This window comes from Mycobacterium sp. 852013-50091_SCH5140682, assembly GCF_001665685.1.
In the GTDB taxonomy this organism is placed as follows: Bacteria; Actinomycetota; Actinomycetes; order Mycobacteriales; family Mycobacteriaceae; genus Mycobacterium.
Genome location: NZ_LZTB01000012.1, coordinates 15,676 through 42,102 on the forward strand (window position 1 = coordinate 15,676; position 26,427 = coordinate 42,102).

A 26,427-nucleotide genomic window follows, 5' to 3' on the forward strand; every position below is an offset into this window, starting at 1 on the left:
TCATCTCTGTAAACGGTGGCCACCGCGACAAGTTTGGTCGCCGCGGCGGTAAGGTCCGTCGATCACGCTCTAAGTGCCCATCTTTCGAGCGGTCTACCCGGCTTGGGCGAGTCGCGCGCGTTCGCGCACAGAGGCGACGACGCCACCGTCGTTGAGGATATCGGTGCCCGTCAGGTAGCCGGCCCGCTCGCTGACGCAGAACGCGAACAGTTCGGCCATCTCCTCGGGCTTGCCCCACCGGGGCACGGCGGCGTCGGCGACCATCGCGCCGGCACCGGCCTGCTCCTCGAGCCGGCCCATCTCTGTGTCGACCGATCCGGGGGACACCGAGACGATGCGCAACCCCCGGGAGTTGAACCGCTCGGCCTGCGATGAGCTGTACCACTTCACGAAGTTCTTGCTGATCGCGTAGGCAAGCCCGGAGCGGGCCTGCTCACCGCCGATCCCGCACGCGGTGGCCATGCCGCTCAGGAACGCCTCATCGTCGACCATCGCCAGCGGAAACTGGCCGGTCGGGCTCAACTCGTCGGGCAGCAGGTGCGCGGCCATCGACGCCACGTTGACGATGGCGGCGCCCTGCACGGCGGCGGCGTAGAAGACCTCGTTGACGTTGACGGTGCCCAGCGCGTTGGTCCTCATCACATAATCGCCGTCGCCCATGCTGGGGCTCACCCCTGCGGCGTGGATCACCGAAGCGACCGACCCGAGTCCCGACGCGGTATCGAACAGGTCGTCCACCGCCTGTCGGTCGGTGACGTCACAGTTGACGGCGGTGGCGACGATGCCAAGGTCGGTGAGCTCAGATAGCGCGGCGTCGAGCCGGTCCTGCCGCACATCGCACAGGACGACGGTGTGATCCCGGCCGACGATCTTGGCGGTGGCCGTGCCCATGCCGCCCGCACCACCGGTGATCACCGACACTCGAGTCATACCGCGGACCGTAACGAAATCGGCCCGATCTGTCACGCCTGGAGTTACTTGCCCGACTTGCTCTGGATCACCCCGGCGCGCGCGCCGACGTCGTACTCGTTGGTCCATTGCTCCAGGTCGATACCGTAGGCGGCCTTCAGCCGGTCCTTGAGCAGCTCCTGTTCGGTCAGGCCCTGGACCACCAGCCGCACATCACCGTCGGGCTCGGTCTCCCGCAGGGACGCCAGCGCCGGATCGTTGACGACGGCGGGATCCTTGCTCTCCAGCCCGTTGAGCACGTTCTGCATCGTCACGCTCGAGTCGACCTCGTTGGTCGCATGCTGGTACGGCACGCCGTTCTGCGGGTTGGTCACCGCCTGCTGATCGACGATGCCCATCAACGCCAGCTTGGCCTGCGGCGCGATGATGTCGACCGCCCACTTGGCCGGTTTCATACCGGCTGCGTCAAATGCTGTGGTGGCCACCGATTTCGCGGTGTCGAAGTTCGCCGAGTTCACCGCGTACTGCCACTGCGCGTTGTAGACGTCGTTCTGACCCATGGTCGTCTTCGCGTCGAGCGTGCCATCGACCAGGGCGCTGTGCATCTGCCCCGCGAGCTGACCGTAGGTGCTCACGCCGTTGCCGCTGCCGTACTGCGCGGCGAGCGCATTCTCCTGCGCATAGGTGTAACCGGCAGCCTTCACACCCGCCTCGGGGTCGCTGGCCAGCACCGCATACATGTTGGCCAGCTGGCTCTTCTGCTCGAAATGATGGACGCCAGGGATGGTTTCGGCCCCGGCGAAGGTGCTGTAGTACGGCGCCAGATCGTCGGCGAGGTTGCGCATCAGATCGGGATTGAGCTGACCGGCCGACATCTTGTCCTGATAGCCCGGGACCCGCAGCAGGTCCTTCTTGTGATCGGCCATGTAATCGGCTGTGGCTTCGGCGATCTGGCCGTGCAGCTGAGCGTTCTTGGTGTCCACCGGATCACCGGGCCTGGCGACGGCATCGTCGGCGGTGGTGTGGAACAACTCGGACACGGTCTTGCCGTTGTCGGGCCACTCGTGCTGGAAGATGTCGCCGACCAACCGCTGACCGGTGTGCGGATCGGTCACGGCCGCGGCGACCGCGAACTTGTCGTCGCCGACCGCGTGGAACATCTGCTCGGTGATCTGCTCCTTCTTCGGGTCGGCGCCGTGACCGTCGATGGAGAACATCGTCGTGTCCTTCGGGCCGGTCTCGGCGCGCACCTGCGCGTCGAGGTACTGGCCCGCGACATCCATGACCTTGCCGTCGAGGCTCGAGCCTGCCCGCATGTTGGCGTCACCCATGCCCGCTATCCGGGCGATGGCCTGGTTGGTACCGACCCCGTTGACGTTGATGGTGTTGAAGAGAATCGGGAACCCGGTGCTCTGGGTGCCTGCCATGGTAGAGCCGTACTGCACCAGGTCTTTACGGGTCAGCGAGTCCCGCATCTTCTGCGGCAGCAGGTTGAAGCCGCCGTTGGTCGGGACGTCGACGTTGCCCTCGACCGAGGCCGTCACCCGTCCGTTGGACGCGATCTGGAACGTGTTGGCCATGCCGGTGCGGGCATCGGTGGGCAGCCCGTTGAGCAGCTTCTCGATGTCTTCGGGTGACTTGCCGTCCAGCGACCGCATCAGAGCGTTGATGTACTCCATCTGCGACGCCGGAATGTCCACGGGCTCACCGGATTGCAGTGCCTTGAGCTGCTCGGGGGTCAGCGAGCCGGCTTCTTTGAGGCGCTGCAGCACATCCGGCGGGATCTTCCCGCTCTGCAGAGCCTGACCGTCGGAGGTCCCTTGCTGGCCGCTGAGCGACGCCGGATTGGTGAACTTCGCGATCAGGTTCGCTGCCAGCCCGTTGATGGTCTTGGCCCCGTTGGAATCGGCTGTCACCAATGCGTTGACGAGCGTGGTGAGCTCACCGGCGTACAGCCGGGCCAGCGCGGCACGCTGCCCGGTGTCCTTGATGCCGGACGTGTCGGTCACCGACCAGTTGTCCCCGACCGTGAACTGCTGCCCCGAGATGGCGATGACCTTGTTGAGGACAGTGGTGCGGGCCGTGCCGATATCGGTGGCGACGCCACGTGCCGTCTTGGCAGCGCCCTGCAACTCGTCGACCAGCTTCACCGCGACCTTGCGGTCGTCACCGGCCCGGTTCTGCGCGGCCTCGGCGGCCTTACCCTCCCAATAGCCGCCGCTGGCAGTGTCTTTCACCAGTGAGACGTACGAGTCAAACTTCTGCTCGAGCGTTGTGCCGAGTTTGTCCCAGCCGGCGGCGATGTTGGAGACGACGTTGGGGTCCATGTTCTGGACCTGGGACTTGGTGAATCCCACTGTCATTCACCCCAATTGCCGGTGGCATTGTTGAACATGGTCACCATGTCCAGCGTCTTGGTGTCGTCGGCGTTCTTGAACTTGTCCGCGCAGTTGACCATGATCTCGCCCGTCTCCGAGAGACGCTCCGAGAAGGACGGGATCAACGTCGTGTTCAGGACGTCGTACTGGATGTGCTGCATGGCACCGACGGATTGCAGTGCCGCGGAATCGGTGCCCATCATCATCGGGCCGAATTTCAGCCCGGTCACCTCGGCACCCAGCGTCGCCAGGTGACCGGCGACCGTACGCATTTGATCCAAATCCGCTTTCAACGTCACAGCTGACCCCTACCGAGTTGTATTGGTACTGAGTTGGGTTGGTCTTCGGACGGTCGCCGCGGGATCGCCCGGCACAGCGCTAGCGGAAACTGTAGTCTCCGATTCTTTTGGGGTGCAACAGTCGCGGCGCCTGGTGTACATCATCTGGCTGGGGTGATCGGGACGAATTGGCCGTGATCGCGATAGCTGAACGCGTCGGCCACCGTCGCCGCCAACTCGATGAACGCGTCCTGCGTCTTGCGGTTCATCAAGCTCAGGACCACTTCGGACCCTTCGGCCAGATGATCGTCGAACGGGATGAAATGAACAGCACGTGAACGACTTTGGAAATATTGCATCAGCTGTTCGATATCCATCGACGTGGCGCCGGGGCGAGCGGAACTGACCACGACGACGGCGTTGGCCACGAGATGTTCGTATCCCTGGTGGGCCAGCCAGTCCAGGGTGCCTGACGCGCTGCGGGCCCCGTCCATGGCCGGTGACGTCACCAGGATGATGGCGTTGGCCTCATCCAGAACCCCGGTCATCGCCGAATGCATGAGACCCGTGCCGCAATCGGTGAGGATGATGTTATAGAACCGCTGCAGCAGCGAAATCACCTGGCGGTAGTCATCTTCGGAGAACGCCTCCGAGGCAGCCGGATCGCGCTCGGAGGCCATGATCTCCAGCCGGCTCTCACTCTGCGAGGTGTAGGCCCGCACGTCGGAGTACCGCCGGATCGACGTGTCGGCGAGCAGATCGCGCACCGTGGCCCGGGTCTGGTCCGGCCCGCGCTGAGCCAGCGTCCCGAAATCGGGGTTGGCGTCGACGGCGATCACCCGGTCGCCACGCACCGACGCGAGTGTCGCACCCAGAGCGACCGTGGTGGTGGTCTTGCCGACCCCGCCCTTGAGGGAGAGCACCGCGATCCGATAGTCCCCGCGCACCTGCCGGTTGACCCGAGCGACGAGCGCGCGCCGGTTGCGCTCGTGGGGGGATTCGCCCGGATTGATGGCCCCGCCGGTCAAGGCGTACACCAGCCTGCGCCACCCGCGCGTCGGCCGCCGCTGCACCGGCGCGATCAACCGCAGGTGCTCCGGGCCCGGCACGTCCGGTTGGCCGGTCATCGCCCCTGGATGGTGTCCGGCGACAAACGGCGTCTGCAACGGAACCGGCGGCGCGGGAACGTAGCGGGCCGGTGGCCCGGCGGGCCGGACGATGAATTGCGTCGGATCGTCCGGGCTGAACGTGCCTGCCTGCTCGAGATTGCGGGGGATCAGCCGCGTCGGGTCGTCGTACTCGTGGCTCATGCGTCGGCCTTGTGCATCTCGAGGACGTTCTTGAGCGCCGCCCGCATATCGGCGAGTTCGATGCGCATCAGGAGGTCTTCGCTGAGCGCCTCGAGATCGACGTCAGGATCCTCACTGAGCCGGAAAGCCCGCTCCTCTTCGGCGGATTCGACCACGTTGCGCACGAAGCGTCCGTTCCCGGCAATGTCGATGGCGCGCCGGGCCACCCCGGTCTGGTCGATCGCCTCGGTGTCACACAACTGCTGGCAGATCAGGATCAACTCCTGGTAGGCATCGTCGGTGAGTTCGGAGTCGCGCGCCTTGGCGATCATCTGAGCGATGTCGCCGAGTTCTGTGGCGCTGTAGGAGTTGAACCGGATCCGGCGCGAAAAGCGCGACGACAGGCCCTCATTGGCCGCGAGGAAGCGATCGATCTCGCGGTCATAGCCGGCGATGATGACGACCAGCCGGTCCCGGTCGTCCTCCATCCTGGCCAGCAGCGTGTCGACGGCCTCCCGGCCGAACGCGTCGCCCCCCGCCAGACCGGACTGGATCAACGTGTATGCCTCATCGATGAACAGCACCCCGTCGAGCGCCCGATCGATGAGTTCGGAGGTCTTGATGGCGGTGCTGCCGAGGTGCTGGCCGACGAAATCGGCACGCGTGGCCTCGACCACCGACGAGGTTTTCAGCAGTCCCAAGCCGCAGTAGATCTTGGCGATCACACGGGCGATGGTGGTCTTGCCGGTGCCGGGCGGGCCGGTGAAGGCCAGATGCAGGCTGCGTGGCACCGAGCTCAACCCCTTGTCCTCACGGACTTTCGCCAGCTTGGCCGTCGACCGGAGTTTGGCGACCTGGGTCTTCACCTCGGCCAGTCCCACCTGACGGTCCAGCTCGTCCTGGGCCTGGCGCAAGTAGTCGTCGTGGCGCTCGGCGGTGTCTTCGTCGGCAACCTCGGCGCGGGTGCGCGCCGATTTGGGATCCCACCTGTCGGTGCGCGAGTCGATGGTCTCCTGATCAGTGATGACGAGCCGGTATTTCGGGTCGCGCAGCGCAGCGATGTTCGCGGTGAAGCTCGGATCCTCGCTGTAGATCCGTTCGAACACCGCCCTGGCGTCGTCCTCACGCCCCATCTCACGAAGGGTGAGCGCGCGGCAGAACTCGGACGCTTGACGCGCGGCGGGAATCGGGCCTGCGGCTGCGAGCTCGAGGCGACGCACCGCTTCGCCGAACAGTCCGAGCTGCGCACACGCGCTGCCCACCATCATGTTCGCACCGGCCCCGATGAACTCATCAGTGAAGCTCGGCGAATTCGCCAGGGTGGCAAGCACATCCGGCCAGCGCTGGGTCAGAAAGTGAAGAACGCCTCGGATATACAGGCAGATTTCCGTGGAGTTCGCGTCACCGCCGGGCATTCTGGTGCGGATGCGGTCCAGCTCGTCGAGCGTGCGTTCGGCTTCGCTGTAATCTTGGCCGGCGATCATGCTCGCGGCGTACGCCAACCAGATCTCGGTGAACGAACTCAGGTCGTAGTCGATGTAGAGGTTGGTCTGGAAGCGGCCCGCCAGTGCTCGGCCGGGCAGTCCCAGCCTGCGCTGTTCCCGGAACAGCGTCAAAGTGCTGGTGCGGTAAAGGTGATAGATGATCTCGGGATTCGATTCGCCTGCGGCAACGCGACCGAGCCAGGCATCGCACATATCGGGGTCGTATTCGGTGGCCCTGGCGAATGCCAACTTCGCGTACTCGATGTCGCGGTCCGCCTCGACCCCGTTGATGGGGATCCCCAGCGAGAGAACCCCCGCGTCGAATACCCGCTGCGCGTCTCGGGTGCGTCCACTCATGGCGTCCTGACTGTGTCGTCGTTCAGACGTTCGGCCGAAGCAGGCCGAACTTCTCCGAAATAGCCCCGGCCAGTTCGACATACGCCTCGAAGGTCGCGGGCTTGAGCAAGTCCACGTCGATTTCTCCACCTTCGGCCAGATGGAAGTCGAACGGAATCAGGTGAACAGATCGGCACCTGGACTGGAAATGCTCGTAAACTTTCTCCATATGCACGGCCGACGCGCCGGGCCGCGCCGCGCTGAGTACCAGGTGTGATTCCTGTGCCAAGCCCGAATAGCCGTGTTGGGTCAGCCATTCCAGTGTCGCCGAAGCGCTGCGCGCAGCGTCGAGGGCCGGCGAACTCACCAGGACGACGGCGTGCGCCAGATCCAAGACCCCCGCCATCGCCGAATGCATGATGCCGGTGCCGCAGTCGGTGAGCACGATGTTGTAGTAGCTCTGCAGGATGTCGATGGTCCGGCGGTAGTCGACCTCACAGAACGCCTCGGAGATCGCCGGGTCGATCGGGCTGCCCAGTACCTCCAGCCGGCTCTCCGACATCCGCGTGTAGGCACGGACATCCGAATAACGGGTGATGTTCGGATCGCTCAGCAGGTCACGGACCGTGGCCCGGGACGGATCGTCGACGCGCTGTGCCAGCGTGCCGCGATCGGGATTGGCATCTACCGCGATCACCCGATCCGTGCGGATCCGCGCGAAGGCCGAGCCGAGCCCCAAGGTGGTCGTGGTCTTGCCAACGCCACCCTTGATGGACAGCACCGCGATCCGGAAATCACCGCGGATGGGTTGGCGGATGCGCGCATACACCTCGTCGCGCCGACGGTCTCGCGCCGAGTCACCTGGATTGACCCGCCCCGCACTCACCCGGTAGATGGCGCGACGCCATCCGGACCGGGGAGCGAATCGGTCGCGGTTCGCGATGGCGGCCTCATCGAGGGGGCGAAGCATGTACTGCTGGGAGTAGCTGGTAGCCGACGATTCCCAACGCGGTACGTCCCACTCAGGGATTCCCACGCGCCCGTATGTGGGGTCCGGCGCCGGGACGTCGATGCGACGTTGCGCGTCCTGATCGACCGGTGCGTCAACCGCCGACCGGTTCTGATCCAGCAGACTCAGCAGCTCGGCGGCCCGGGCCTCGACGGGGTCATGCGCGTCCGCTGATGAATGCGGTTGTGGCGCCGGAGATTCAGCATCTGCGTCAGTTTTGTCTCGCTGCCCGTTACCCGAATTGACAGGCGTGTCAGCAACTTCCGGGTTCTCGACGGAATCGCCCCTGACCGGTACTTCCGAGACAAAGTCGGCAGCGGGCAACGCCGGCAGCGACCCGTTGGAGCGCGGCCGGTACCCCTGCAACCAGGGCGGCTGGGCTGGCGCCCCATGGTGATTGGCCAACGTTGTCCGGTCCTTCCACGTGGTAGATCGGCGCCCGATTGGTATCGTACTGAATCAACCGCACCGGGAGCATCCGGCGCGAATCGCCGTAATCTGGCTTAGCAGCAAACTCTTTCACGAGGAGCCGCGCTGGTGGATTTCCCGTCTGCACGCTCCCGCTCGGGCGGGATCAGTGTCACCACAACCGAACGCGGCCTGCCGCTGGCACTCAAAATTGACGCGCGCGAGATGAACAAGGACCCACGAGTGCTTGCCGAGGAGATCCTCGGGCTGTGCCGCCTGGCCGCTGCACGCGCTCAGGTGGCCCGGCGTCGCGAGTTGACCGCACAGAATGTCGACCCCGTCGTCATCCGAAACCTGCAGCTGGCCACCGAAGATGACCTGCACCGTGCCGAGGCTGCCGCCGACCGTGACGACGAGGTTCTTCCCGACAGCTGGTTGAGGTCGGTGTGACCGGGCTGGCTGACCGCGTCGTCGCCCGCATCGCGCGGCAACGCGATCTGCTGCACAGCCTCAACGAGCACTGCGATGCCATCCGAGTCCGCGCCACCACCCGCAACCGCGCGGTGTCGGTGGAGGTGGACGCCATGGGTGCGCTTACCGACCTCACCCTGGGCAGTGCAGCAACGCAGTTGAGCCCCAACGACTTATCTGAATTGATTGTGAACATTGGGCAGACGGCGGCCAAAGCCGCGTTGGCCCGGCGGGATCAACTCGTCGCACAGTTCCGGGCAGAGTTCGACGAACTGCGGGCCGACCCGTCAGGTGAGCCGAACGGAAACCCCACCTAGATCGCGTGCGGGCCCGCATCACAGCGGGCTTGCTTGGACGGACCCCCCGTCGGCAGCAGCACCGCTTCCGCTTCATCTGGCGCACAACGGGTTAACGGCGGCATCTCGCCAAAGAGACTGGTACGGGCTAGACTTCGAGGCCGGGTGTCACCCTGATACCGCCCTCTGCAACGGTGCGGCTGCACACAGAACGAAACAAAACTTGGGGAGTTTTGGCGTGAGTTCTTCTTTGACTGCTGTCCCAGCGGGGATGGATGCCTTCGCCGCGGCGAACGCCGTCGCGGGCGAGCTCATCAGTACAGCCGGGTCGGCTGATTCGGCTGCCATGCTGACCGCAGCGGCGGTGGCGATAGGCCCGATCGGAGCCACCTACCTGGCCGCGTTCGGGCAAGCGCAGGCCAACAACCTGGCGGGCACACTGCTCGTCGGTGCGGTTCACGCCGGCATCAGCGGCACCACGACAGCCGCCAAGACTGCCCTGACCGCTGCCGATTCAACGTCGTCGGCCTAGGAGTCGCTGTGGGTGCCACTACCGCGCCAATGGTCGCGGTCACCGGGTCCGACCATCCGACAGCTCAATTAGCCCAGCAGCTACCGGGTTTCGATGCGAGTGCCGCGATAGCAGCTCAGGAACAGAACCTACGCGAGTACCTCAACCGGCCCGTGCACGAGATCCTTGCCCAGCTGGGTTACCCCGCACCCGATGCCGCACCCCCTCAGCCACCGGCGCAACCGGCGGGCCCGATGGATCCGACCGCACTCATCCAGCCCATCACCGACGCGCTCGGCACACTGGGCACCGGCATGTTTCAGGCGCTCGACCCCACGACCATGTTCCAGGGCATATCGACGGCCTTCGACGCGTCGTCGGGCAATCTGTCCACCGCAATGGGCAGCCTGACCGGCAACTGGGAAGGCGCGGGCGCTGCCTCCGCCGCCACAAAGACCGTGGCGGCGATGAAGAACGGGACCGATCTCAGTACACAGGCTCAGGCACTGCGCGGCTCGCTGACGGCGGCGGCCGCGGCGGTCAGTCAGACCGAAGCGCGGTTGATCGCGATCATCAACCAGTTCATGGCCACGCTCGCCGCGATCGGCCCGAACATCATCTTCCCGTGGGGTTGGGCGGCGGTGGTGAGCGCCGCAACCGATGCCGTGACCCAGGCCGTCGAGGCCATGACCGAGTTGCAATCCGAACTGTCCGGTCAGACCGCGCAGGTCACCCAAGCCGGGCGGGCGTTACCCGTGACCGAGGCACCGACGACGGCCGCGACCAGCGCAGCCCAGTCTGCTGCGCCGGCCGCGGCATCGTCATCCGGTGGCTCCCAAGGTCTTTCCGCGCTGATGAACAGCGTCAGCCAGGCCGCACAACAGGGCACTCAGACGGCGTCGCAGCTGGCGTCCCAGCTCGCCGGTACCGGGGCCAAGCAGGCTCTCGGCGATCCGTTGGCGACCGCGACACCGGCCATCGCGCCGACCGCCGCGGGGCTCGCCCACGCCTCTGGCGGCGGTAGCGCCGGAGGCGGCGGCGCGGGCGGCGGCTCAGCGCTGGGTGCGACCACCTTGGCCGCCCGGTCCGCACCGCCGGTGCCGCCGGTCAGCGAGGACGCCGCACGTGCCGTCGGACCGACCCGGACCGGCGCGGGTCTGACCGGTACACCGATGATGGGCAGCCCGATGGCGCCGATGACCCACGGCGCCGGCGGGCGCCCCGGCGGCCATCACACCGCACCGGCGTTCCTGCACACCACCGACCACGGCGACGAGATCCTCGGCGACCTGGGGACCGCAGCGCCGCCGGTCATCGGTGAAGCCGAGCCGGTGAACGCCAGGAGCTCGTGATCGACTGCATCGCCGGGATTCACAACTGATTGGGGTATGACGATGTCCGGATTGTCCATCGAGACAGAGCAATTGACCGAGGTGAGCGTAAGGCTGGATGCGATCGCAAGCCGCCTCACCGATCTACTGCAGGCCGAACGAACCCACCTGGACACTGTTCCGGTAGGTCGTGACGAAGTGTCGACCCGGGCGTCGTCGACGTTGAACACCGTCCACGCGTCGTACTCGGAGTCCGCGGAGGCCGGCATCGCCGAACTCCGGGAGATCGCTGCGGCCCTTCGCACCAACACCGGCAAGGTGATCGGCGCCGACGCGGAGTTCACTGCCTGACCGGCAGCCGATTCGAGGGGTTTCCGTCAACGTGGGTTACACCGGTGTGGTGTGGGAGTCGCGCAGTGCCGAGCAGTTGGCACGCGACCTCACCGACGGTCCGGGGCCGTCGTCGGTCGGCGACGCGGGCGCCGCCTGGGAACGCGTTGCGACCGGCTTTGCAGCGGCGGCCGATGAGTACACCGAACTCCTTGACCGGCTACGCATGTCGTGGGACAGCGCCCACACTCCCGCGGTGCTGAGCCGGCTGCAACAGCTCGGGGAGTGGTTGCGGGCCAAGGCGCTCAACGCCGCAGCCAACGGGCAACGCGCTGAGGAAGCCGCCGTCGCCGCCACCACCGCGATCATGTCCATGCCCACTGTCAGCGAGGCCGTGGAGGCGCGGGCGCAACGCGACATGATGGCCTCGCTGGCGGCCTACAACGGCGCGGTCCTCAGTGGGCAGTTCGCCGAATTCGACGCCGCCGCAACATCAACGCAGGCCGACGCCGCAGCGGTCATGCACCAGTATGAGGACACCACGGCTGCGCTGGCCACCGCATGGGACGAACCATCACCGCCGTCGGTCGTCCACGGCGGCCATCCCGGTGCCGATCCGAAGGCCGACGACGGTTCCTCCGGCCCGGGCGCATCGACGCACGGCGGGGCGGCCGGCTCTGCTCCCGTCACCCCCGTGATGCCGCTGAGCCCGCGCACCCCACGGGACATTGTGGGCTCCAAAGAAGTTCAGCCCTCACCTCGGGTGTCCGCGGTGAGCGCGGCGTCGGCATCCGGGTATGCCGGCGCACCCTACGCCCCGATGGCGGGCATGGGCCGCGGGTACGACAGCGGTCGCGACTATGAGTCGCAACGTCCACCGGAAGCTCTCGAGGGCGGCGGCGAAGCGAGTGCGGGCCTTTCGGCCACCCCGCCATCTTGGTTGCCCACCGCTCAGGTCAACGACGAGCCGATTCTGCTGCAGACCACCGACACCGCGCTTTTCGACGGCCTCGTCGATCCGGTGCCTCAGCTCGACACGCCTGACGAGACCCCACCCGCCCTGGAGCAGATCGCCCACCGTTGGGTGGCACCGGCGGTCATCGGCGGCGAAAGTCCCGACTCATGAGCGCCCCGGCCGCACCGCTTTTCGAGCTGAGCGACGACGAGCTTCACGCTGTCGGCACCCGGTTGGGTATCGCCGAGTTTCCGGTGGTGTTGGCGATGCGACCGCGGCACGGCACCATCGGCGCACTCGAGCGGGCCTATGACGCTGCCGGCCGTAGCCTCACGTCGCGCGGTTTCCTCCATGCCGGCGGCGTGCTGCCCGAACTGGCCGAGCTCGTGCAGATCCTGCGCAGGCCGGCGCACGAACTGGCGCTGCGTCTGGTGACGCCCGACGGTGTGGCCAGGGTCTGTGTCGCCCGAGCCGGCAGCATGTGCGTTTCTGCCCGCCGCATCGGAAACGCGGTGACGTTGCGTCCGCTCGGCTCCCGGATCGGCCTGGCCGAGCTCATCCGCGCGGTGACCGCCGAGCTGCCCGCTGCCGAGCCTGCCGCGGTCGACGGATTCGGCGCGCCCACCGATGAACTCGCCGAGTGCCTCAACGGGGGGCACGACGAAACTTTTCTGACCGACCGGCTGCGTGCGCTCGGCGCGGGCCAGCAGGTGGCCCTGACGCTCGGTGCCGCGTTCGCGTCACGGCTGGCGTTCGGCGAGATCGTCTGCCACGCACTGGATCCGTCGACTGATCGGGTGGTCCGGACGCCCGGAGCCGTCGCCGTCTTTTACACCAAGCGCGGCAGGCTGGTCTGCGCACCTAGTCTGTCGCCGACCGGTCAGTTGTGGACCACTATCAAGCCCGGATCGGACCACCGTGTGGCACAGTCGGTTTCCCAACTCGCCGAGCTGGCGCCGACCGGGTGGGGGGAGGCCGCCCAGTAGCCGACGAGTGCGTTGACACCACACAGACCTACGAAATCGCATCGGGTAGCACAACTCAGGACGAGACAGGAGAACCATCAGATGGTCGTAGCACTCACCCCTCAGGAAGCAGCAGCCAAGATCACCCAGATCGATGAGGCCATGGGCCGGGCCCGCAGCATTGTCGCCAAGATGACCGGCGAGACCGAGACCATGGTCAGCGGCCCGTGGAACGGCGTTGCGGCAGGCAAGTTCAGCAGCATGAAGACCCAGCAGCATGACGAGTACAACGCGCTGATCCAGACGCTGACCAACATCGCCGAAAAGGGCAAGACCCACATCCACAGCATCGCCAACGCCGATCAGGCCTAGACCGGAAAGCAGGAACTCCCATGTCATTCGACGGCAGCACCATCAAGTACGACTTCGGCCAGAACCACATGCACCTCGACAGCCTAGACTCGGGCCTGTCCGACGCCCGGGCCCTGCAGCAGGAGGTCGACACCGTGTTCAAGGTGCTCTACAGCGTGTACGAGGGTCAGGGTGCCCAGGCCCTGCAGAGTGCACACCAGCAGCTCGCCAGCGTCATGGAGTCCGCAGTGCAGGAGATGACCGCGGGCAACCACCGCGGCCGCGACCAGCAGGACCTCATGGCAGCGCTGGACCGCGCCAACGCCGCGGATTTCTGAGTCACCCCGAGCGGGGCGTTCGGCGATGGCCGAACGCCCCGTTCGTGCTATCTCCTGCGGTAAGCGACGGACACCGCCCACGCGAAAACCATTGCGGTCACACATCCGCCTGCGACGATGAACGAGATCGTCCGAGCGCGCGTACTGACGGGATCAGGCGTCGATGGTCCGGCGATCGGCGCTTCGGACCGTGGCACCGCCGGCTCCGCGGGCAGGCTGGCACTCAACGCCGCGACCGGGTCGATCAATCCGTAGCCCGTCGCGATATTCGGCCCCGGGCCAGGAGTATGGGCGGTCCGTTTGATCCGGTCCATCACCTGTGCCGCGGTCAGTTGCGGGAACCTGGCCCGGATCAACGCGGCGAGGCCCGCGACATACGGTGCCGCATAACTGGTTCCGTTGAGCGGCGCCAAACCTTGCTGACCCACGATGGCATTCGTCAGACCCGGGCCGACAGGGTTGAGCGACACGACCTGCTCACCTGGAGCCGCCACCTGTATCCACGGGCCGTGCAGGCTGAAATCCGACGGCTCACCGTAGGGGGAGAGGGCTGCCACGGTCAGCACATAATTGGTGAACCACGCCGGGCTGGCCACCGTACGCACCGTGCGCCACGCGGTCTGCACCGGCAGGTTCGGGTCCGTCATCGTGTTCTGGGTTGCGCACGGACCCTGCTTGTCGAGATTGCCCGCCGCCGCGACCACCACCACGTTGCGTTCGAAGGCGTATCGCAGCGCTCGGCCCAGGTCGGCGTCGTCGACGCCGACCGATGCAGGCGCACAGGCCAATTCGGACATGTTGATGACGGTGGCGCCAAGGTCGACCGCCCGGGTCACCGCGAGTGCCAGCGTGTGGGTGTTACCGTAGCCGGCAGGCCCGGTGCCCGGGGAGACCGCGTTGCGATCCTCCTGCTGCCCGAATCCTCTGACCGCGAACGAGGCACTGTTCTGCCGGATCGACAGAATCGCGGCGTCGGGCGCCACCCCCGCGAACGCGTCGGTCACACTGGGCTTGGCCGCGATGATTCCCGCGATGAGTGTGCCGTGTGCGTCGCAATCGGACAGCCCGTCCCCGCCCGACACGTAATCGCCGCCGGGCTCCAGCGCAGGCAGTCGCGGATTGGGATTGACACCCGTGTCGATGACCGCGACCTTCTGACCGGCACCTGTCGAGTACGCCCAGGCGTCCCGGTACCGGAGCATCGCCTCCGCGATCGGGGCCATTGTGTAGTCGGTGCCCGGCCGCGTGCCGGTGACCGCACACACCGTCTTCTGCTCGGTGGGGTCGGCGGGGGCAACCGGCCCGGCCGGTGGCGGTCCGGGAGGAACCACAGGGGGATCGACGGCGAATGCCGCTGGGGCGTCGAGAGATCCGACGATGGCCAGCACGGCCAGCACACCGAAGATCCGTCGGCCCAGTCTCCGGCGCACGACTACCGGCCCAGCATGGCGTCGTACAAGCCGACCACGGCCAGCGCCACCGGGATGAGCGCACCCACCGCGATGTAGCCGACGTAGTCCAACAGCAGTTCCAGCCGGTGCCGCGGCGCAGGTACGCGGGTGGTCGCCAGCACGCCGGTCACCGCGCCGCCGACGAGAAGAGTCCCCAGTGCGACCAGCCCGACGATTGTGGCGGGCAGCGATCCGAAGGTCGCCGCCGTGATTGCCCCCGACACGACCACCACCACACCGAAGATGAGCAGCGCGGCTTGCTCGGCGGTGCTGCGCGCCGTACGCAGCTGTAGGGCAAAGACGATGCCGCACAGCATCGTAAAGGCCAGTGCCACCACATCGATCGACGTGTGCGCCAGCATCTGCGCGCCCACCGCCAATGCGGCCCCCGCTGCGGTATACAGCCCGCACCGCACTGCGGCCGCTTCCCGGCCGCGCCGCAGCACCTCATCGGCGCCGGGGACGGTGTCGGCGAGCTCGAGATCCGGCCCGCTACGGCCTCGTGCGATGTTGAAAGGATCGGCGAACTGGTCGTTCGGCGCCGGGCCATCGGCCTTGACGCGCACCACGAATCGGTCCCAACCGCGCGTGAGCCAGGGCACCCAGAAGGCCAACGCCAGCGCCGCCAGGCACACCGCCACCCACAGTTGGCGGTCCGGGATCGCCAATCCCGTACGGAGCGCCCACGCGGCGCCCACCAGCGCCGCGAAACCTCCGCCGGCCAGGGATCCCCATCGCCCGGTGCCGATCAACCGGTAACAGCCGTAGTTCAATGCCAGAATGCCCGCACAGCACGCCACGGGACCCCAGCCGTCGACACCGGCGAACACGGCCCACAGCGCCCCGAAACCGAGAAGCATTGCCGCCCAGCCGAAACAGGCTGCGATCGGGTCCCAGTGGTAGATCCGTCGGGCCACCGTAGCGCCCGCCACCAGGGCCAGCCCGCCAGCCACATCCAACCCGACGATGACGGCGTGCCGCTCGGCGAACCGCGGGTCGACCGACATCCACACCAGTACCCCGACGCAGGCATACAGGGCGACGATCGCCATCACGGCCGCCGAAGCCGGTCCCCATGCCGCCGATGCGGCCCGATTGAGTTGCGCGGCGGCATCGACCACATCGTCGTACAGGGCCGGCGGGTGCAGCGTCCGCTGCGCACTCAGGTAGAGCATGTCTCCGTGCCGGACCCCCGCGTCGCGCAAGGTGACATCGGCGGGCAGCGCCGCCCCGGCGGCGGTGTGTAGCACGGTGCGTGACGTCAGCTCAGGGCCCGCCGCGGCGGGTTCGTCATCCGTGCGCTCGCGCTGGGCGATGAGCCGCGCGAGATACGGTGCGACGTCGGCTATCCTGACGTCGGCAGGCAAGGTGATGTCGAGCTGAGTGCTCCCGCCGAACACCGCGACGCGCAGGTGCTCGGGTACGGGTGACACCGTTCGGATCGGGGTGAGTTCATCGACGCCGGTGGGCCGGTTCCGCGGGGTGTTCACAGGTCGGCCATCCGGGACAACTGGATGACGCCGCCGGGCATGGTCCGCGAGACCAGGTAGCCGCGTCCGGGCGGCATGTCGGTGGGCTTGACCCCGCCGAACAACGTGCCCTCCTCACGCGAACCACTCATGATGAGTGCGTTGCAGGACAGGTCTTTGAGCCTGCCCAGGAACGGATCGAAGATGGCCCGCCCGGCCCCACCACTGCGCCTGGTCACCACCACCCGCAACCCGATATCGCGTGCTTGCGTGAGGAATTCGGCGATCGGGGCCAGGAGATGGTTCATCGTGCTGACCGCGACGAGGTCGTAGTCGTCGATCAGAACGTAGAGATCCGGTCCGGACCACCACGACCGGTCCCGCAGCTGCTGCTGGGTGATGTCCGCCGGTGGCAGCCGTTGCTGCAGGGTCTCGGCGACGCTCATCATGAGTTCACCGCAGGACTGTGCGGACGTCGCGTAGCCTGCGAGGTGATCGGTCTCCACGGCACCGAGCAAAGACCGGCGGTAGTCGACCAGATAGATCTTGGCCTGTTCGGGCGAACTGTTCTCCAGCACACCCTGCGCGACCGTGCGCAGGAAGTTGGTCTTGCCGGACTGTACGTCGGCGAGCGCGACGAAGTGCGGCTGGGCCTCGAAATCGACGACAACGGGCGCCAGTTCGGCTTCGTCGATACCGATCGCGATGCGGCCGTGCCCGAGCAGACCACGCTGCGCGGCCGCCTGGACCACCGGCGCGCGCTCGAGGTCATGCGGCAACATCCGCACTGGCGGTGCCGACCGGTCGCCGTAGTGCGCCGCGATCGCATCGGCCGCGCGGGCCACGCCGTCGGGCAGATCGTCCACCGTCGAGCTCGAGTCCAGTCGGGGCAGACCGATGAGCAGATGCAGCTTGTCTCGCGAGACCCCGCGGCCCGGCACCCCGATCGGCACCAGTTCGGCCACCTTGCGCCCCATTTCACTGTCGATGGGGTCGCCGAGCCGTAGCTCCACGCGGGTGCCGAGCATGTCCTTGACCGCGGGCCGAATCTCCATCCACCGGGTCGCCGACACCGCGAGGTGGATGCCGTACGAGAGACCCTGCACCGCCAGCGACTGCAACTGCGGTTCCAGGAACTCGAAGTCGCTGCGAATCGAACTCCAGCCGTCGACCACCAGGACCACGTCGCCGAACGGGTCGGCCGCCAACGGGTCACGGGCCGCCTCGGCCGCCGGCAGGTCCGCCAAAGCGGCTTTGCGCCTGCGGTATTCGCGCATCGATTCGATGTTTGCCGCGCGGAACAGGGCCTCCCGTCGGCGAAGCAGACTGGTCATCTCGGCCACCGTGCGGCGGATCCGGTCGGCGTCCAGCCGGCCGGCGACCGACCCCACGTGCGGCAGCCGGGACAGGCCGGCCAGGGTGCCGCCGCCGAAATCCAAGCAGTAGAACTGCAGTTGCTCGGGGATGTGAGTCGCAGCGGCGGCCATCATCAGGGTGCGCAGCGTCGTCGACTTCCCGGACTGCGGGCCGCCCGCCACCACGAAGTTGCCCTCGGCCCCGGACAGGTCGACCGTGAGTACGTCGCGGCGCTGATCGTACGGCCGGTCGATGATGCCCAGTGGCATGCTCAACCGCCCGTTGACATTCAGTGGCGAGTTCCAGTCGGCGCTGGGCAGCAGCTCGTTGATCGCCGGGCTCTCGTCCAGCGGCGGCAACCACACTTCGTGCGCCGGCCTGCCGTGCCCGGTGAGCCGGCCGACCACCACGTCGAGCAGGGTCGCCTTGACGGGCGCCTGATATTCGCCCTCGTCGACGGCCTCGAGTTCGGTGATCAGCGGTTCAGGGTCAGCGACGACCGGTGCCGCGGTGAACAGTCGGGGGCGTTGGCCACGCCCGACGCGTGGCCGGTGTGTTACCGCCCGCGGCTTCACGTATTCGCCTGACACGTAACAGGTGTTGAATCGCGTCGGCTCGTCGGCGTCACACTTGAGGAATGCCGAACCGGGCACGCTGGGCAGATGGTAGGCGTCCGGTACACCCAGGACACTGCGGGATTCGCCTGCCGAGAACGTCTTGAGGCCGATGCGATAGGACAGATGCGAATCCAGCCCGCGCAGCTTGCCTTCCTCGAGACGTTGCGAGGCCAGCAGCAGATGGATGTGCAACGACCGGCCCAGCCGGCCGATCATCACGAACAGCTCTGCGAAATCCGGCTTTTGGGACAACAGCTCGGAGAACTCGTCGACGACGATGAACAGCGCAGGCAGCGGATCCAGGTCAGCGCCGTTGGCACGGGCCCGCTCGTATTCGGTGACGTTGGGGAAGTTGCCCGCCGCCCGCAGCAGCTCCTGGCGGCGGTTCATCTCGCCTGCCAGCGCATCCTGCATACGGTCGACCATGGTCAGCTCGTCCTCGAGGTTGGTGATCACCGCCGCGACGTGCGGTGCCGCGTCCAGGCCGAGAAACGTTGCACCACCCTTGAAGTCGACGAGGACCAGGTTGAGCACCTCCGGGGAATGCGACGTGATCATCGCCAGCACCAGGGTGCGCAAGAACTCTGACTTACCCGAGCCGGTGGCACCGATACACAGGCCGTGCGGCCCCATGCCGCCCTCGGCGGACTCCTTGATGTCGAGTTCCAGCGGCTGCCCGTTGGGTGTGTATCCGATCGGCACCCGCAAACGCTCGCGCGGGGAACGTTTGCGCCACACCTCTTCCGGAACGATGTCAGCCGCGTCGGGAATATTGAGCAGCGTCATCAGGCCCGGGTCGGTGGCCCGGTTCTCCGACTCGAGGCTGACGATGTGGGCGGCGTTGGCAGGCCGGTACCGACCGATACCCCGCGCGCTCGCCTCCGCTTCGGCGATGCTCAATCGGTCAGGGGTGGCGAACCGTTCGACATCGGCTGCGGTGCGGGCAGCGATCCACTCCGGCTCGACCACCAGGTGTAAGCCGCCCTTGGCCGAGATCTGCTGAGCGGGGGCGTTGAGGTCCAGCAGGGTGGTGTTCTCCATGCCCGCCTCGGTAGCCAACCGCTCGTCGCCTGCGACGTACCCGTCATCGAGTACCACCACGAGATGTTTGGTGCCCTGGTTCAACGGCATGGTACGGCTGAACCGGCCGCGTTGACCCAGTTCCGCGGCCAACGCGTTCTCGAGTTCACGCAGCGAGGAGAACAGCATCCGGCAGGTGCCGAGCCCGTCGGTGGCCGTGGCGTGCTGGGTGTGTGGCAACCACTTCATCCACTGCCAGTTTTCGCCGTCCGGATTGGCGGTCACCACGGCGATCATCACATGTTCCGGTCCGTGGAATGCGGCCAGTTCCAACAGCATCGAACGCACCAGCTGGCGGGTGAGTGCCAGCTCGCCGTCGAAGTCCACGACAGGGAAGGCCCGCAGCGATACCGCCGTCGGCATGGCGTGGGCTACCGAGTGGGTGCGGACGAAGCGGCGCAGCGCCACCGTGGACACCGGCTCGAGGTCCTCGGCGGGGCCCGTCTCGGGTGCCAGCAACCGAGTGGCCAATCGGTGGGTGCCGATGCCGAGCCGGACATGGCAGAAGTCGCTGTCGGCCGGGCGCCGCTCCCACATGCGCCTGGTGCCGACGACATCCGGTAGCGAGCGCGGATCTGGATGGCTCCATTCCAGCGCCCGACGCTGTTCGTCGGCAGTCTTCTCGGCGTCGTCGCGCAGATTCGACAGGTATCGGAAGTAGTCCTTGCGCTCCTCATTGAGTTCTGCTGCGGCCTTGCCGGAGCGCCCGCCGCCGCCCATGAACATCCCGACCATGGAGAGCACCATCATCATCGGGAACATCATCATCATCGGGTTGGTGGCCATGCTGCGACCGCCGACGGTGAACATCAGCGCAATCATGCCGACCACCGCGATCACCATGACCACGGGCAGCAGCCGCATCAGCACATTGCCCGGAATCACGCGCGGTACCTCGGGCGGCGCCTGAAGATTGACCTCGCCGCCCGGCATCCGCGGCGCCGCAACGCGCGCGCGACGAACGAAACCCTGTGTCCCCACCAACGTCCCCTGCTGCCAAGCGAAATTCTGCAGCTGCTAGTTTCCAGACATCACCATACTGACCGCGCGAAGAATGGGTCGCCTCTGATGACCTCACCGTCCCCACTTCCGCTACCGCAGGCGGATCTGGAGTTTCCGCCGGGCGTACAGCACTCCGGTCTGCTCAGGGTGACGGTTCTGATCGGCGGTTTGAGGCTCGACATGGGATTGCCCGGCGACATCGAAATCGCCAGCTACATAGACGATCTGCTCGATATTGCAGCCGGCGAACTGTCCGCCCGCGGGCCCGGTGACACGCGGTTCGACGTGGCCGCCGACCGGTGGAGTCTCGCGCCCCTCGGCGGTGCGGTGATCGACCCGGAGCATTCTTTGACGTCGGCCGATGTCTACGACGGCGACGTGCTGATCCTACGCGGCACGTCGACGGCGTCGGTGCCGATGTTGTTCGACGACGTCCGGCGCGACGGGTCATCGCCGCCCGCGCTGCGGTGGTTGCGGACGCACCGAACGTCGTTGGCTGCGTTTGGTATTGCGTTTGTCGCAGCGGTGGTGTGGGCTTGCCTGTTGCCTGGGCTGGCCCTGGGCCTCGGCGCTGCCGCGGCCACTCTGGGCATCGGGTTGATGTTCGTCGCAGCCGGTTGCGTATCGTCTCGAAGCACTGAAGCGCTGTTGCCGTCGATCGCTTTGCCGCTCATCGCAATTCCATTGTTGTTCATCGGATCGTTGTGCATTGTTCCGAATGGTTTTGCCGTTCCGGCACTTCCGATGGCGTTTGCGGTGATCGCCCTGGCCGCACAGCTGGCCCTGCAGATCTGCCGGACCGGTCATGTGTTTCACACCTTCGTGATCGCCCTGGCGGTGCTCGGTGGGTTCATCTCGGTGGTCGTCAACGTGTGGCACCCGCAGGCCCGGGTGCTCGGTGCCGCGGTGACCACGGTCGCGGTGGTGGCCTTGTACCTCGCGCCGCGGGTCACCATTCTGCTGGCCCGGTTGCCACTGCCACGCGTCCCGACGGCCGGAGAACCGCTCGACGACATCGAAACCCACGGCGGCATCGCCGTCGAAGGCGTCGGGGCGGTGGGTTTACAGACGATTCCCACCGAAGAGCACCTGCTCGAGCGGGTCAGGCTCGCCAATGACTATCTCACCGGAATTCTGATCAGCGCCGGGCTGACTGCCGTGTTCGGTTGTTACCTGGCACTGGACAACTCCGGCGGGTTCTCCTGGCAGGGCCCGGTATTCGCGGTGGCGGTGGCGACGGCGTTGTGCCTGCGTGGTCGCACCCACCATGACCTCGTCCAATCCGCCACACTGATCTCTTCCGGGCTGGGCATCGCCGTGCTGTTGATCGTCCAGACCGCGGCCCAAGCGCACGACTGGCAGATCCAGAGCGGGTTCGCGGCTGTGGCATTGGCAGCCCTGTCCGTGCTGTGCGGAATCGTCGCGCCGCGTCTGGAGTTCTCGCCGGTCATGCGGCGGTGGGTGGAACTGGCGGAGTACCTGGCGATCGCGCTGGTGGTCCCGTTGTGCTTCTGGATCGTGGGCTTGTACTCGTATGTCCGGGAGTTGCGGCTGTAGGCCTCAGGACGCCGGCACTGCGACCGCGCTGCCCGCGGTGTCGGCGGGCATACCGTCGTGAGCGATGAGCGCCGCGTCGCGGGACAGTTCCGGGCCTGCCGGCAACAACGAGATCACCGACCACGGCGCCAATTGCGGTGTGGCGCCCGGTTCTCCGTCGGGGCCACCCGAACCATGCACGCCGAGCGCCGCAGCCGCAGCCGCATCCTTGAGGTGGAAGCGCTGGCCGGTATCGGCGATGTAGAACAGCTGTCCCATGGCTTCGGCGGTGGGTTGTATGCCCACCGCTCGGACGTACTCTCCGGTGCCCGGCTTGAAGTAGACCGCATCCAGCGCAGGTCCGCTGCCATCCGCACCGGCCAGCGGCACGGTCGCGGCGCCCTGGGGGATGGGCAGACTGCGGCCCACGATCAGCTGAGTCGCGGCGGTCGTATCGGTGGTGCTGCGGCGCCACGTGAAGCACACCACGGGGTCGGCGCGCACGCCGGCGACGGCCGGGACAACGGTCGGGTAGTGGTCGACCGCGAGCCGTTTCACCTTGGGCACAGCGGTAAGCACTGCGGGGGACACGCTTTCAGGTTCCCGCTGCGCCGACGGGTCGCCGTATCGGATGATGTCGGCCGTCGCTGCGGTGACGGGCTGTACGCCGTCGGACAGCACGACGTACAACTGTTCACCTGAGGTATCCGACGTCTTCACGATCGAGCCGACATGCACGGTCGTGGGCAGGGGTGCCGGTGCCGGCGCACCCGCATCGGGCACAGTGATCGCGGTGATGGGGGCTACCAACGGAAATGCGTTGAGTAATCCCACGGATACGTCGCGCACTTCGACCGTGGTGAGGTGCAGCGCGTTCATCAGCACCGGATCGGTGATGTCGATAGGCGCCCGCACACCGTCGAACAGGAGGTAGTGCTGGTTGTCAGCACGCACGAGCGCGGCCTCCGACGCGGCCGCAACATGCGTGTCGCCGCTCAATTCCGTGGGTCCCGCGAGGACCGTCGTGCGCACCGTACGGCTCCCGGTGCCCTGCACCGCCGATGGGAACTCCGTTGTGTCACACACTGTCCAAGTGGAGTTCACCGGATCGACACCTGGTGCGATCGCGAGTGGCGCGCCGACGATGCCCACCACGGGACCGCGGTCGAGCGCAGCGAGTTTCTTGTCATCGACTACCACGGGTGCCTCACTGCTCCCGGTGATGAGGCGCGCCGATGCCAGATTGAGAACCGGATATGCGCGGTCTTCGATGCGAACGAACATGGCGCCGTTGGTCTTACTGAGCAGGATGTGCGCGTTGCCGACGGCTGGCGCGGGTTTGAAAAACGCCAGCACACCACATCCGCCGACGATGATCGTCGCGATAACCAAACCGACCAGAAGAGAACGGGTTTGGCCCCGCATCGGATCGTGGATCATCCGGGAGTCACCACGGATCAGGGCATGCTCGAGCCGGCGCAATAAGAAGCGGTACCCGTTTACCTGCGCTCTCGTGGTGATTTGCGCCGGCACTCGCGTTCCCCCTGTCGGATCGGCGACCGGTGCCGACTTTACACTGGGCTCAACTACTTCTCACGGTGCTGCTCGACCCTGAAGACAGGACTCGTCACTGTGGCCGCAACCATCGCGTCGTCCGATCAGCAGACGCCAAACCGTCTGTCGCCGAACCCTTTTGTCACGTCGTGGCGGATCCTTCCGCATCGCATCCTGCCGGTGGCAGAGCTGATCCTGCTGGAGGTCGTGCTGGTCCTGGCCGTCGCGGCGTATCTCTGGGCCCCGTGGTGGGTGTGCGCCGCTGTGTGTGCACTGGGAACGTTGTTGATGGTGCGCCGGCACGGTACGGGATTGGTGCAAACGGTGATCGCGCGGTGGGAGTATCGCCGCGGCCGCAACCGGCGATCGACCTATGTCGATGTGCCGGACGCCTTCGATCACGCCGGCACCGACGACGTCGAGTACGGATTCCGGTGGGATGGACGGTCCGTCATCACCGTCATCGGGATCGAGGACGACCCGCAGGACCTGACCGTGCTCGAGCCGGGGGCGACCGTCGCCGGAGAAATGGTCCGGTTGGACGTCCTGGTGGACTGCCTGCGGCAATTCGACGTAGAACTCGATTCGGTCGACGTGATCAGCCACGGTTCGCGTTCACAGGGTCACACCCGGGTCGCACATGTCTATGACGCCGTGCTCGGACCGTTGCCCGCGATCGCACACCGCTCGGTGTGGGTGGTCGTTCGGTTCGACCCGACCCGGTGCCCGCAGGCGGTCGGACTGCGCGGTGGCGGTCAATCCGGGATTCTGCGCACCGCGGCGGTCGCCACCCGCCGCGTCGCGAACCGGCTGACCGAATGTGGTCTCCGCTCCCGGGTGCTCACGGCGGCCGATATCGGCCAGGTGGTGAACCAACTGTGCGGCGGCGCGAACCTGGCGAATCTGCACGAGGATTGGCAGTACTGCTCGGACGGCAATTTCCGGATGACCAGCTTCGGGCTGTCCCGGGACATGTTGACGACACAGGCTCTCGGCGAACTCTGGACCGTGCCCAGCTACACCACCACGGTGGCCATCTCACTGCGCAACGTCTCGGCCGAGCAGGTTGGCGTCACCGGCACAGTGCGCTTCGATTCGTTCGGGCCGATCGCCCGCACCGGTATTTCAGCTCTGACCCCACTGCCCGGGCGGCAGTTTCTTGCGCTGATGTCGACCCTGCCGATGCCCCGGCCGGAACGGGAAATCACGGCGTGGAGTTTCGGCGGGTCGAGCGCCGACTTCACCGGCCTCCACATCCCGGCCGCGGGCTGCGGTCAGGTGATCGGCGCGGACCACACGGGCCGCGCGGTCGCCCTCCCCGTGTTCGGGCCGCGGATCAGCCGCGTAGAGATCCGCGGTTCATTGCACCTGGCGCAGCAGGTGGTGCTGCGGGCGCTGGCGTTGGGCGCGCGAATCCTGGTGCGTACCAATCGCTCCGGTAAGTGGCGCGACATGGTGGGCAATGTCGATGACAACCGGTTGCTCTGGGTCACCGATTTCAACCGGGGATCGCTGCAGGCCGGGGCAGACCGGAACTACACGCTCGCGGTGTTCGACGGTGTCATCGAATCGGGTGTCCGCAGCGGCGTGACCGCGATGGTGGTCGTGCCGCCGACGGAACCTGCGACGACGCTGCCTGCTGGCACAGATGTCCTGCTCGAGGAACTGCAGGACATCGACGACCGGGTCGTCGTGCGAACACGCTCGGCCTCGACGGTGGTGTCGATGGTCGCGACGGCCGACGAGCTCCGGTATATCGGGCGCTCCCTACAGACCCGGTAGCCGTCCTTCGCCACCGCGCGGGTAGTTGCGGCTCGGGTCCGGCCCGGCACCGCCGCTGCTCTGTCCTCTATCCGGCTGCACGGGCATGGTCTGTCCCCAGCCGCCGGGAGACTCGTGCGACGGGGCCTGCCGCGCAGGTTGGGCTCCGCTTCCGGCGGGGGAGGCGGGCTGGACGAAGTCCGGGTGGTCGCGATAGCCGGGCGGCGGTCCTTGCTGCGGCGCATGCTGCTGGGGCTGCTGCGGAGCGTTCTGACCCGTCTGATACCCCTGGCCGTAGGACATGCTCCGAGGCGACGGGCCACCGACGCCGAATCGCGTTGTGACTTCACCGAAGTCGCGGTGCGCAGGCGGGTGTTGTTCGTGCAGGCCCGGATCCGGATGAGCCGGTTGTTCGGGCAGCGTCTTGGTGGCCCGCATCGCGAGAACCGCAACCACGGTCTGCGCCAGGGCCAGCACGACGATGACGTAGAGCGCCCAGCCGACCCCGGTCTGCGCCGGCGGATTGAGCAGTCCGACCACCAGGCCCATCGCGACTGTCAGAAAGCCGAAGGCCGACAGCACTGCCGCGACGATGCGGTAGTGCTGTGCGGGGACCTTGGTGCCGGGGATCGCCAATAAACCGGCAAGCAGCAAGGCCAGGCCGCCGGCTCCGGCCCACGTGGACACCGGCTGCGCGGCCAGCGCATCGGCACTTCTGCCGGTGTACACCGGACCGGCCTGCATACCGAAACCGATGACGGCCAACGCGGTGACGCCGAGAACACCCGGCGCCGTCAGGTCACGCGCTACCGGCTGGACGGTTATCGGATCGCCGACACCCATTGGTTGGCCCGGGTACGCCATGGTGGTCCTCCTCGCGGCAGCTGTCCACTGGACTCGAACCTAGCGCACCAGGCTGTGACTCCCGGGAAACTTCGCGGGACGTCCTGGTGTCGGCCACG

Annotated in this window: 20 protein-coding genes and 2 pseudogenes; 11 read left to right on the forward strand and 11 right to left on the reverse strand. The window is 66.8% G+C overall.

Annotation, left to right across the window (positions count from 1 at the left end; all coding sequences use genetic code 11):
- Positions 1–93: 93 nt before the first annotated feature.
- The 6 genes and pseudogenes from A5784_RS04885 to A5784_RS04910 form a co-directional block, all read right to left on the reverse strand.
- A complete protein-coding gene (locus A5784_RS04885) occupies positions 94–930 on the reverse strand; it encodes an SDR family oxidoreductase (RefSeq protein WP_064942883.1) in 837 nt (278 codons plus the stop codon).
- Between the two features lie 44 nt (positions 931–974).
- On the reverse strand, positions 975–3,266 hold the full coding sequence (locus A5784_RS04890; RefSeq protein ID WP_064942885.1) for a TPR repeat domain-containing protein: 2,292 nt from the start codon (positions 3,264–3,266) through the stop codon (positions 975–977).
- A gap of 2 nt (positions 3,267–3,268) precedes the next feature.
- Positions 3,269–3,559 carry a hypothetical protein gene (locus A5784_RS04895; protein ID WP_064942887.1) on the reverse strand — a complete coding sequence of 97 codons (291 nt, stop codon included), beginning with the start codon at positions 3,557–3,559 and terminating at the stop codon, positions 3,269–3,271.
- Between the two features lie 167 nt (positions 3,560–3,726).
- A pseudogene (locus A5784_RS04900) lies at positions 3,727–4,860 on the reverse strand (MinD/ParA family ATP-binding protein); the annotation flags it as partial.
- Positions 4,861–4,871: 11 nt separating this feature from the next.
- Positions 4,872–6,695, reverse strand: coding sequence for a type VII secretion AAA-ATPase EccA (gene eccA, locus A5784_RS04905; protein ID WP_064942891.1), 1,824 nt, complete (start codon positions 6,693–6,695; stop codon positions 4,872–4,874).
- A 22-nt stretch (positions 6,696–6,717) separates the two neighbouring features.
- Positions 6,718–7,653 (reverse strand): annotated as a pseudogene (locus A5784_RS04910) (MinD/ParA family ATP-binding protein); the annotation flags it as partial.
- A gap of 567 nt (positions 7,654–8,220) precedes the next feature.
- On the opposite strand from A5784_RS04910, the gene A5784_RS04915 reads away from it, so the two are divergent.
- The 9 genes from A5784_RS04915 (at position 8,221) to A5784_RS04955 (ending at position 13,639) form a co-directional block, all read left to right on the forward strand.
- Entirely contained in the window at positions 8,221–8,541 is a 321-nt protein-coding gene (locus tag A5784_RS04915; RefSeq protein WP_232005937.1) for a hypothetical protein, read from the forward strand.
- Positions 8,538–8,879: a YbaB/EbfC family nucleoid-associated protein gene (locus A5784_RS04920; RefSeq protein WP_064942895.1), complete on the forward strand. Its 342-nt coding sequence runs from the start codon at positions 8,538–8,540 to the stop codon at positions 8,877–8,879. Before A5784_RS04915 ends, A5784_RS04920 begins: the two co-directional genes overlap by 4 nt.
- Positions 8,880–9,096: 217 nt before the next feature.
- Complete coding sequence (locus tag A5784_RS04925) at positions 9,097–9,390, forward strand: hypothetical protein (protein ID WP_064942897.1); 294 nt, start codon at positions 9,097–9,099, stop codon at positions 9,388–9,390.
- 8 nt (positions 9,391–9,398) lie between these two features.
- Positions 9,399–10,721 (forward strand): hypothetical protein, encoded by a 1,323-nt coding sequence (locus A5784_RS04930; protein WP_156750375.1) that lies wholly within the window; start codon positions 9,399–9,401, stop codon positions 10,719–10,721.
- 36 nt (positions 10,722–10,757) lie between these two features.
- Complete coding sequence (locus tag A5784_RS04935) at positions 10,758–11,051, forward strand: PE family protein (protein WP_064942900.1); 294 nt, start codon at positions 10,758–10,760, stop codon at positions 11,049–11,051.
- A 31-nt stretch (positions 11,052–11,082) separates the two neighbouring features.
- Complete coding sequence (locus A5784_RS04940; RefSeq protein WP_064942902.1) at positions 11,083–12,156, forward strand: PPE domain-containing protein; 1,074 nt, start codon at positions 11,083–11,085, stop codon at positions 12,154–12,156.
- Positions 12,153–12,971, forward strand: coding sequence for an ESX secretion-associated protein EspG (locus tag A5784_RS04945; RefSeq protein WP_064942904.1), 819 nt, complete (start codon positions 12,153–12,155; stop codon positions 12,969–12,971). The genes A5784_RS04940 and A5784_RS04945 overlap by 4 nt, the downstream gene beginning before the upstream one ends.
- An 81-nt stretch (positions 12,972–13,052) precedes the next feature.
- The gene (locus tag A5784_RS04950; protein ID WP_036424881.1) at positions 13,053–13,322 is read left to right on the forward strand and encodes a WXG100 family type VII secretion target; all 270 of its coding nucleotides are present in this window, start codon (positions 13,053–13,055) and stop codon (positions 13,320–13,322) included.
- 20 nt (positions 13,323–13,342) lie between these two features.
- The gene (locus A5784_RS04955; protein WP_064942906.1) at positions 13,343–13,639 is read left to right on the forward strand and encodes a hypothetical protein; all 297 of its coding nucleotides are present in this window, start codon (positions 13,343–13,345) and stop codon (positions 13,637–13,639) included.
- Positions 13,640–13,686: 47 nt separating this feature from the next.
- Here A5784_RS04955 and mycP read toward each other — a convergent pair whose 3' ends face one another.
- The 3 genes from mycP to eccCa are packed head-to-tail and all read right to left on the reverse strand — an operon-like array spanning position 13,687 to position 20,593.
- On the reverse strand, positions 13,687–15,069 hold the full coding sequence (gene mycP, locus A5784_RS04960) for a type VII secretion-associated serine protease mycosin (RefSeq protein ID WP_232005938.1): 1,383 nt from the start codon (positions 15,067–15,069) through the stop codon (positions 13,687–13,689).
- 2 nt (positions 15,070–15,071) lie between these two features.
- On the reverse strand, positions 15,072–16,580 hold the full coding sequence (gene eccD, locus A5784_RS04965; RefSeq protein WP_064942908.1) for a type VII secretion integral membrane protein EccD: 1,509 nt from the start codon (positions 16,578–16,580) through the stop codon (positions 15,072–15,074).
- A complete protein-coding gene (eccCa, locus tag A5784_RS04970) occupies positions 16,577–20,593 on the reverse strand; it encodes a type VII secretion protein EccCa (protein ID WP_064942909.1) in 4,017 nt (1,338 codons plus the stop codon). Before eccCa ends, eccD (A5784_RS04965) begins: the two co-directional genes overlap by 4 nt.
- 87 nt (positions 20,594–20,680) lie before the next feature.
- Here eccCa and eccD (A5784_RS04975) point away from each other — a divergent pair, with 87 nt between their 5' ends.
- Complete coding sequence (gene eccD, locus A5784_RS04975) at positions 20,681–22,171, forward strand: type VII secretion integral membrane protein EccD (protein WP_064942911.1); 1,491 nt, start codon at positions 20,681–20,683, stop codon at positions 22,169–22,171.
- A gap of 3 nt (positions 22,172–22,174) precedes the next feature.
- Here the strand turns inward: eccD (A5784_RS04975) and eccB are convergent, their stop codons facing one another.
- The gene (eccB, locus tag A5784_RS04980; RefSeq protein WP_064942913.1) at positions 22,175–23,683 is read right to left on the reverse strand and encodes a type VII secretion protein EccB; all 1,509 of its coding nucleotides are present in this window, start codon (positions 23,681–23,683) and stop codon (positions 22,175–22,177) included.
- 201 nt (positions 23,684–23,884) lie between these two features.
- On the opposite strand from eccB, the gene eccE reads away from it, so the two are divergent.
- Positions 23,885–25,486, forward strand: coding sequence for a type VII secretion protein EccE (eccE, locus tag A5784_RS04985; protein WP_232005939.1), 1,602 nt, complete (start codon positions 23,885–23,887; stop codon positions 25,484–25,486).
- On the opposite strand, the gene A5784_RS04990 is transcribed toward eccE, so the two are convergent.
- Positions 25,472–26,329: a DUF5336 domain-containing protein gene (locus A5784_RS04990; protein ID WP_156750377.1), complete on the reverse strand. Its 858-nt coding sequence runs from the start codon at positions 26,327–26,329 to the stop codon at positions 25,472–25,474. The two genes, eccE and A5784_RS04990, sit on opposite strands and share 15 nt — an antisense overlap.
- Positions 26,330–26,427 lie beyond the last annotated feature (98 nt).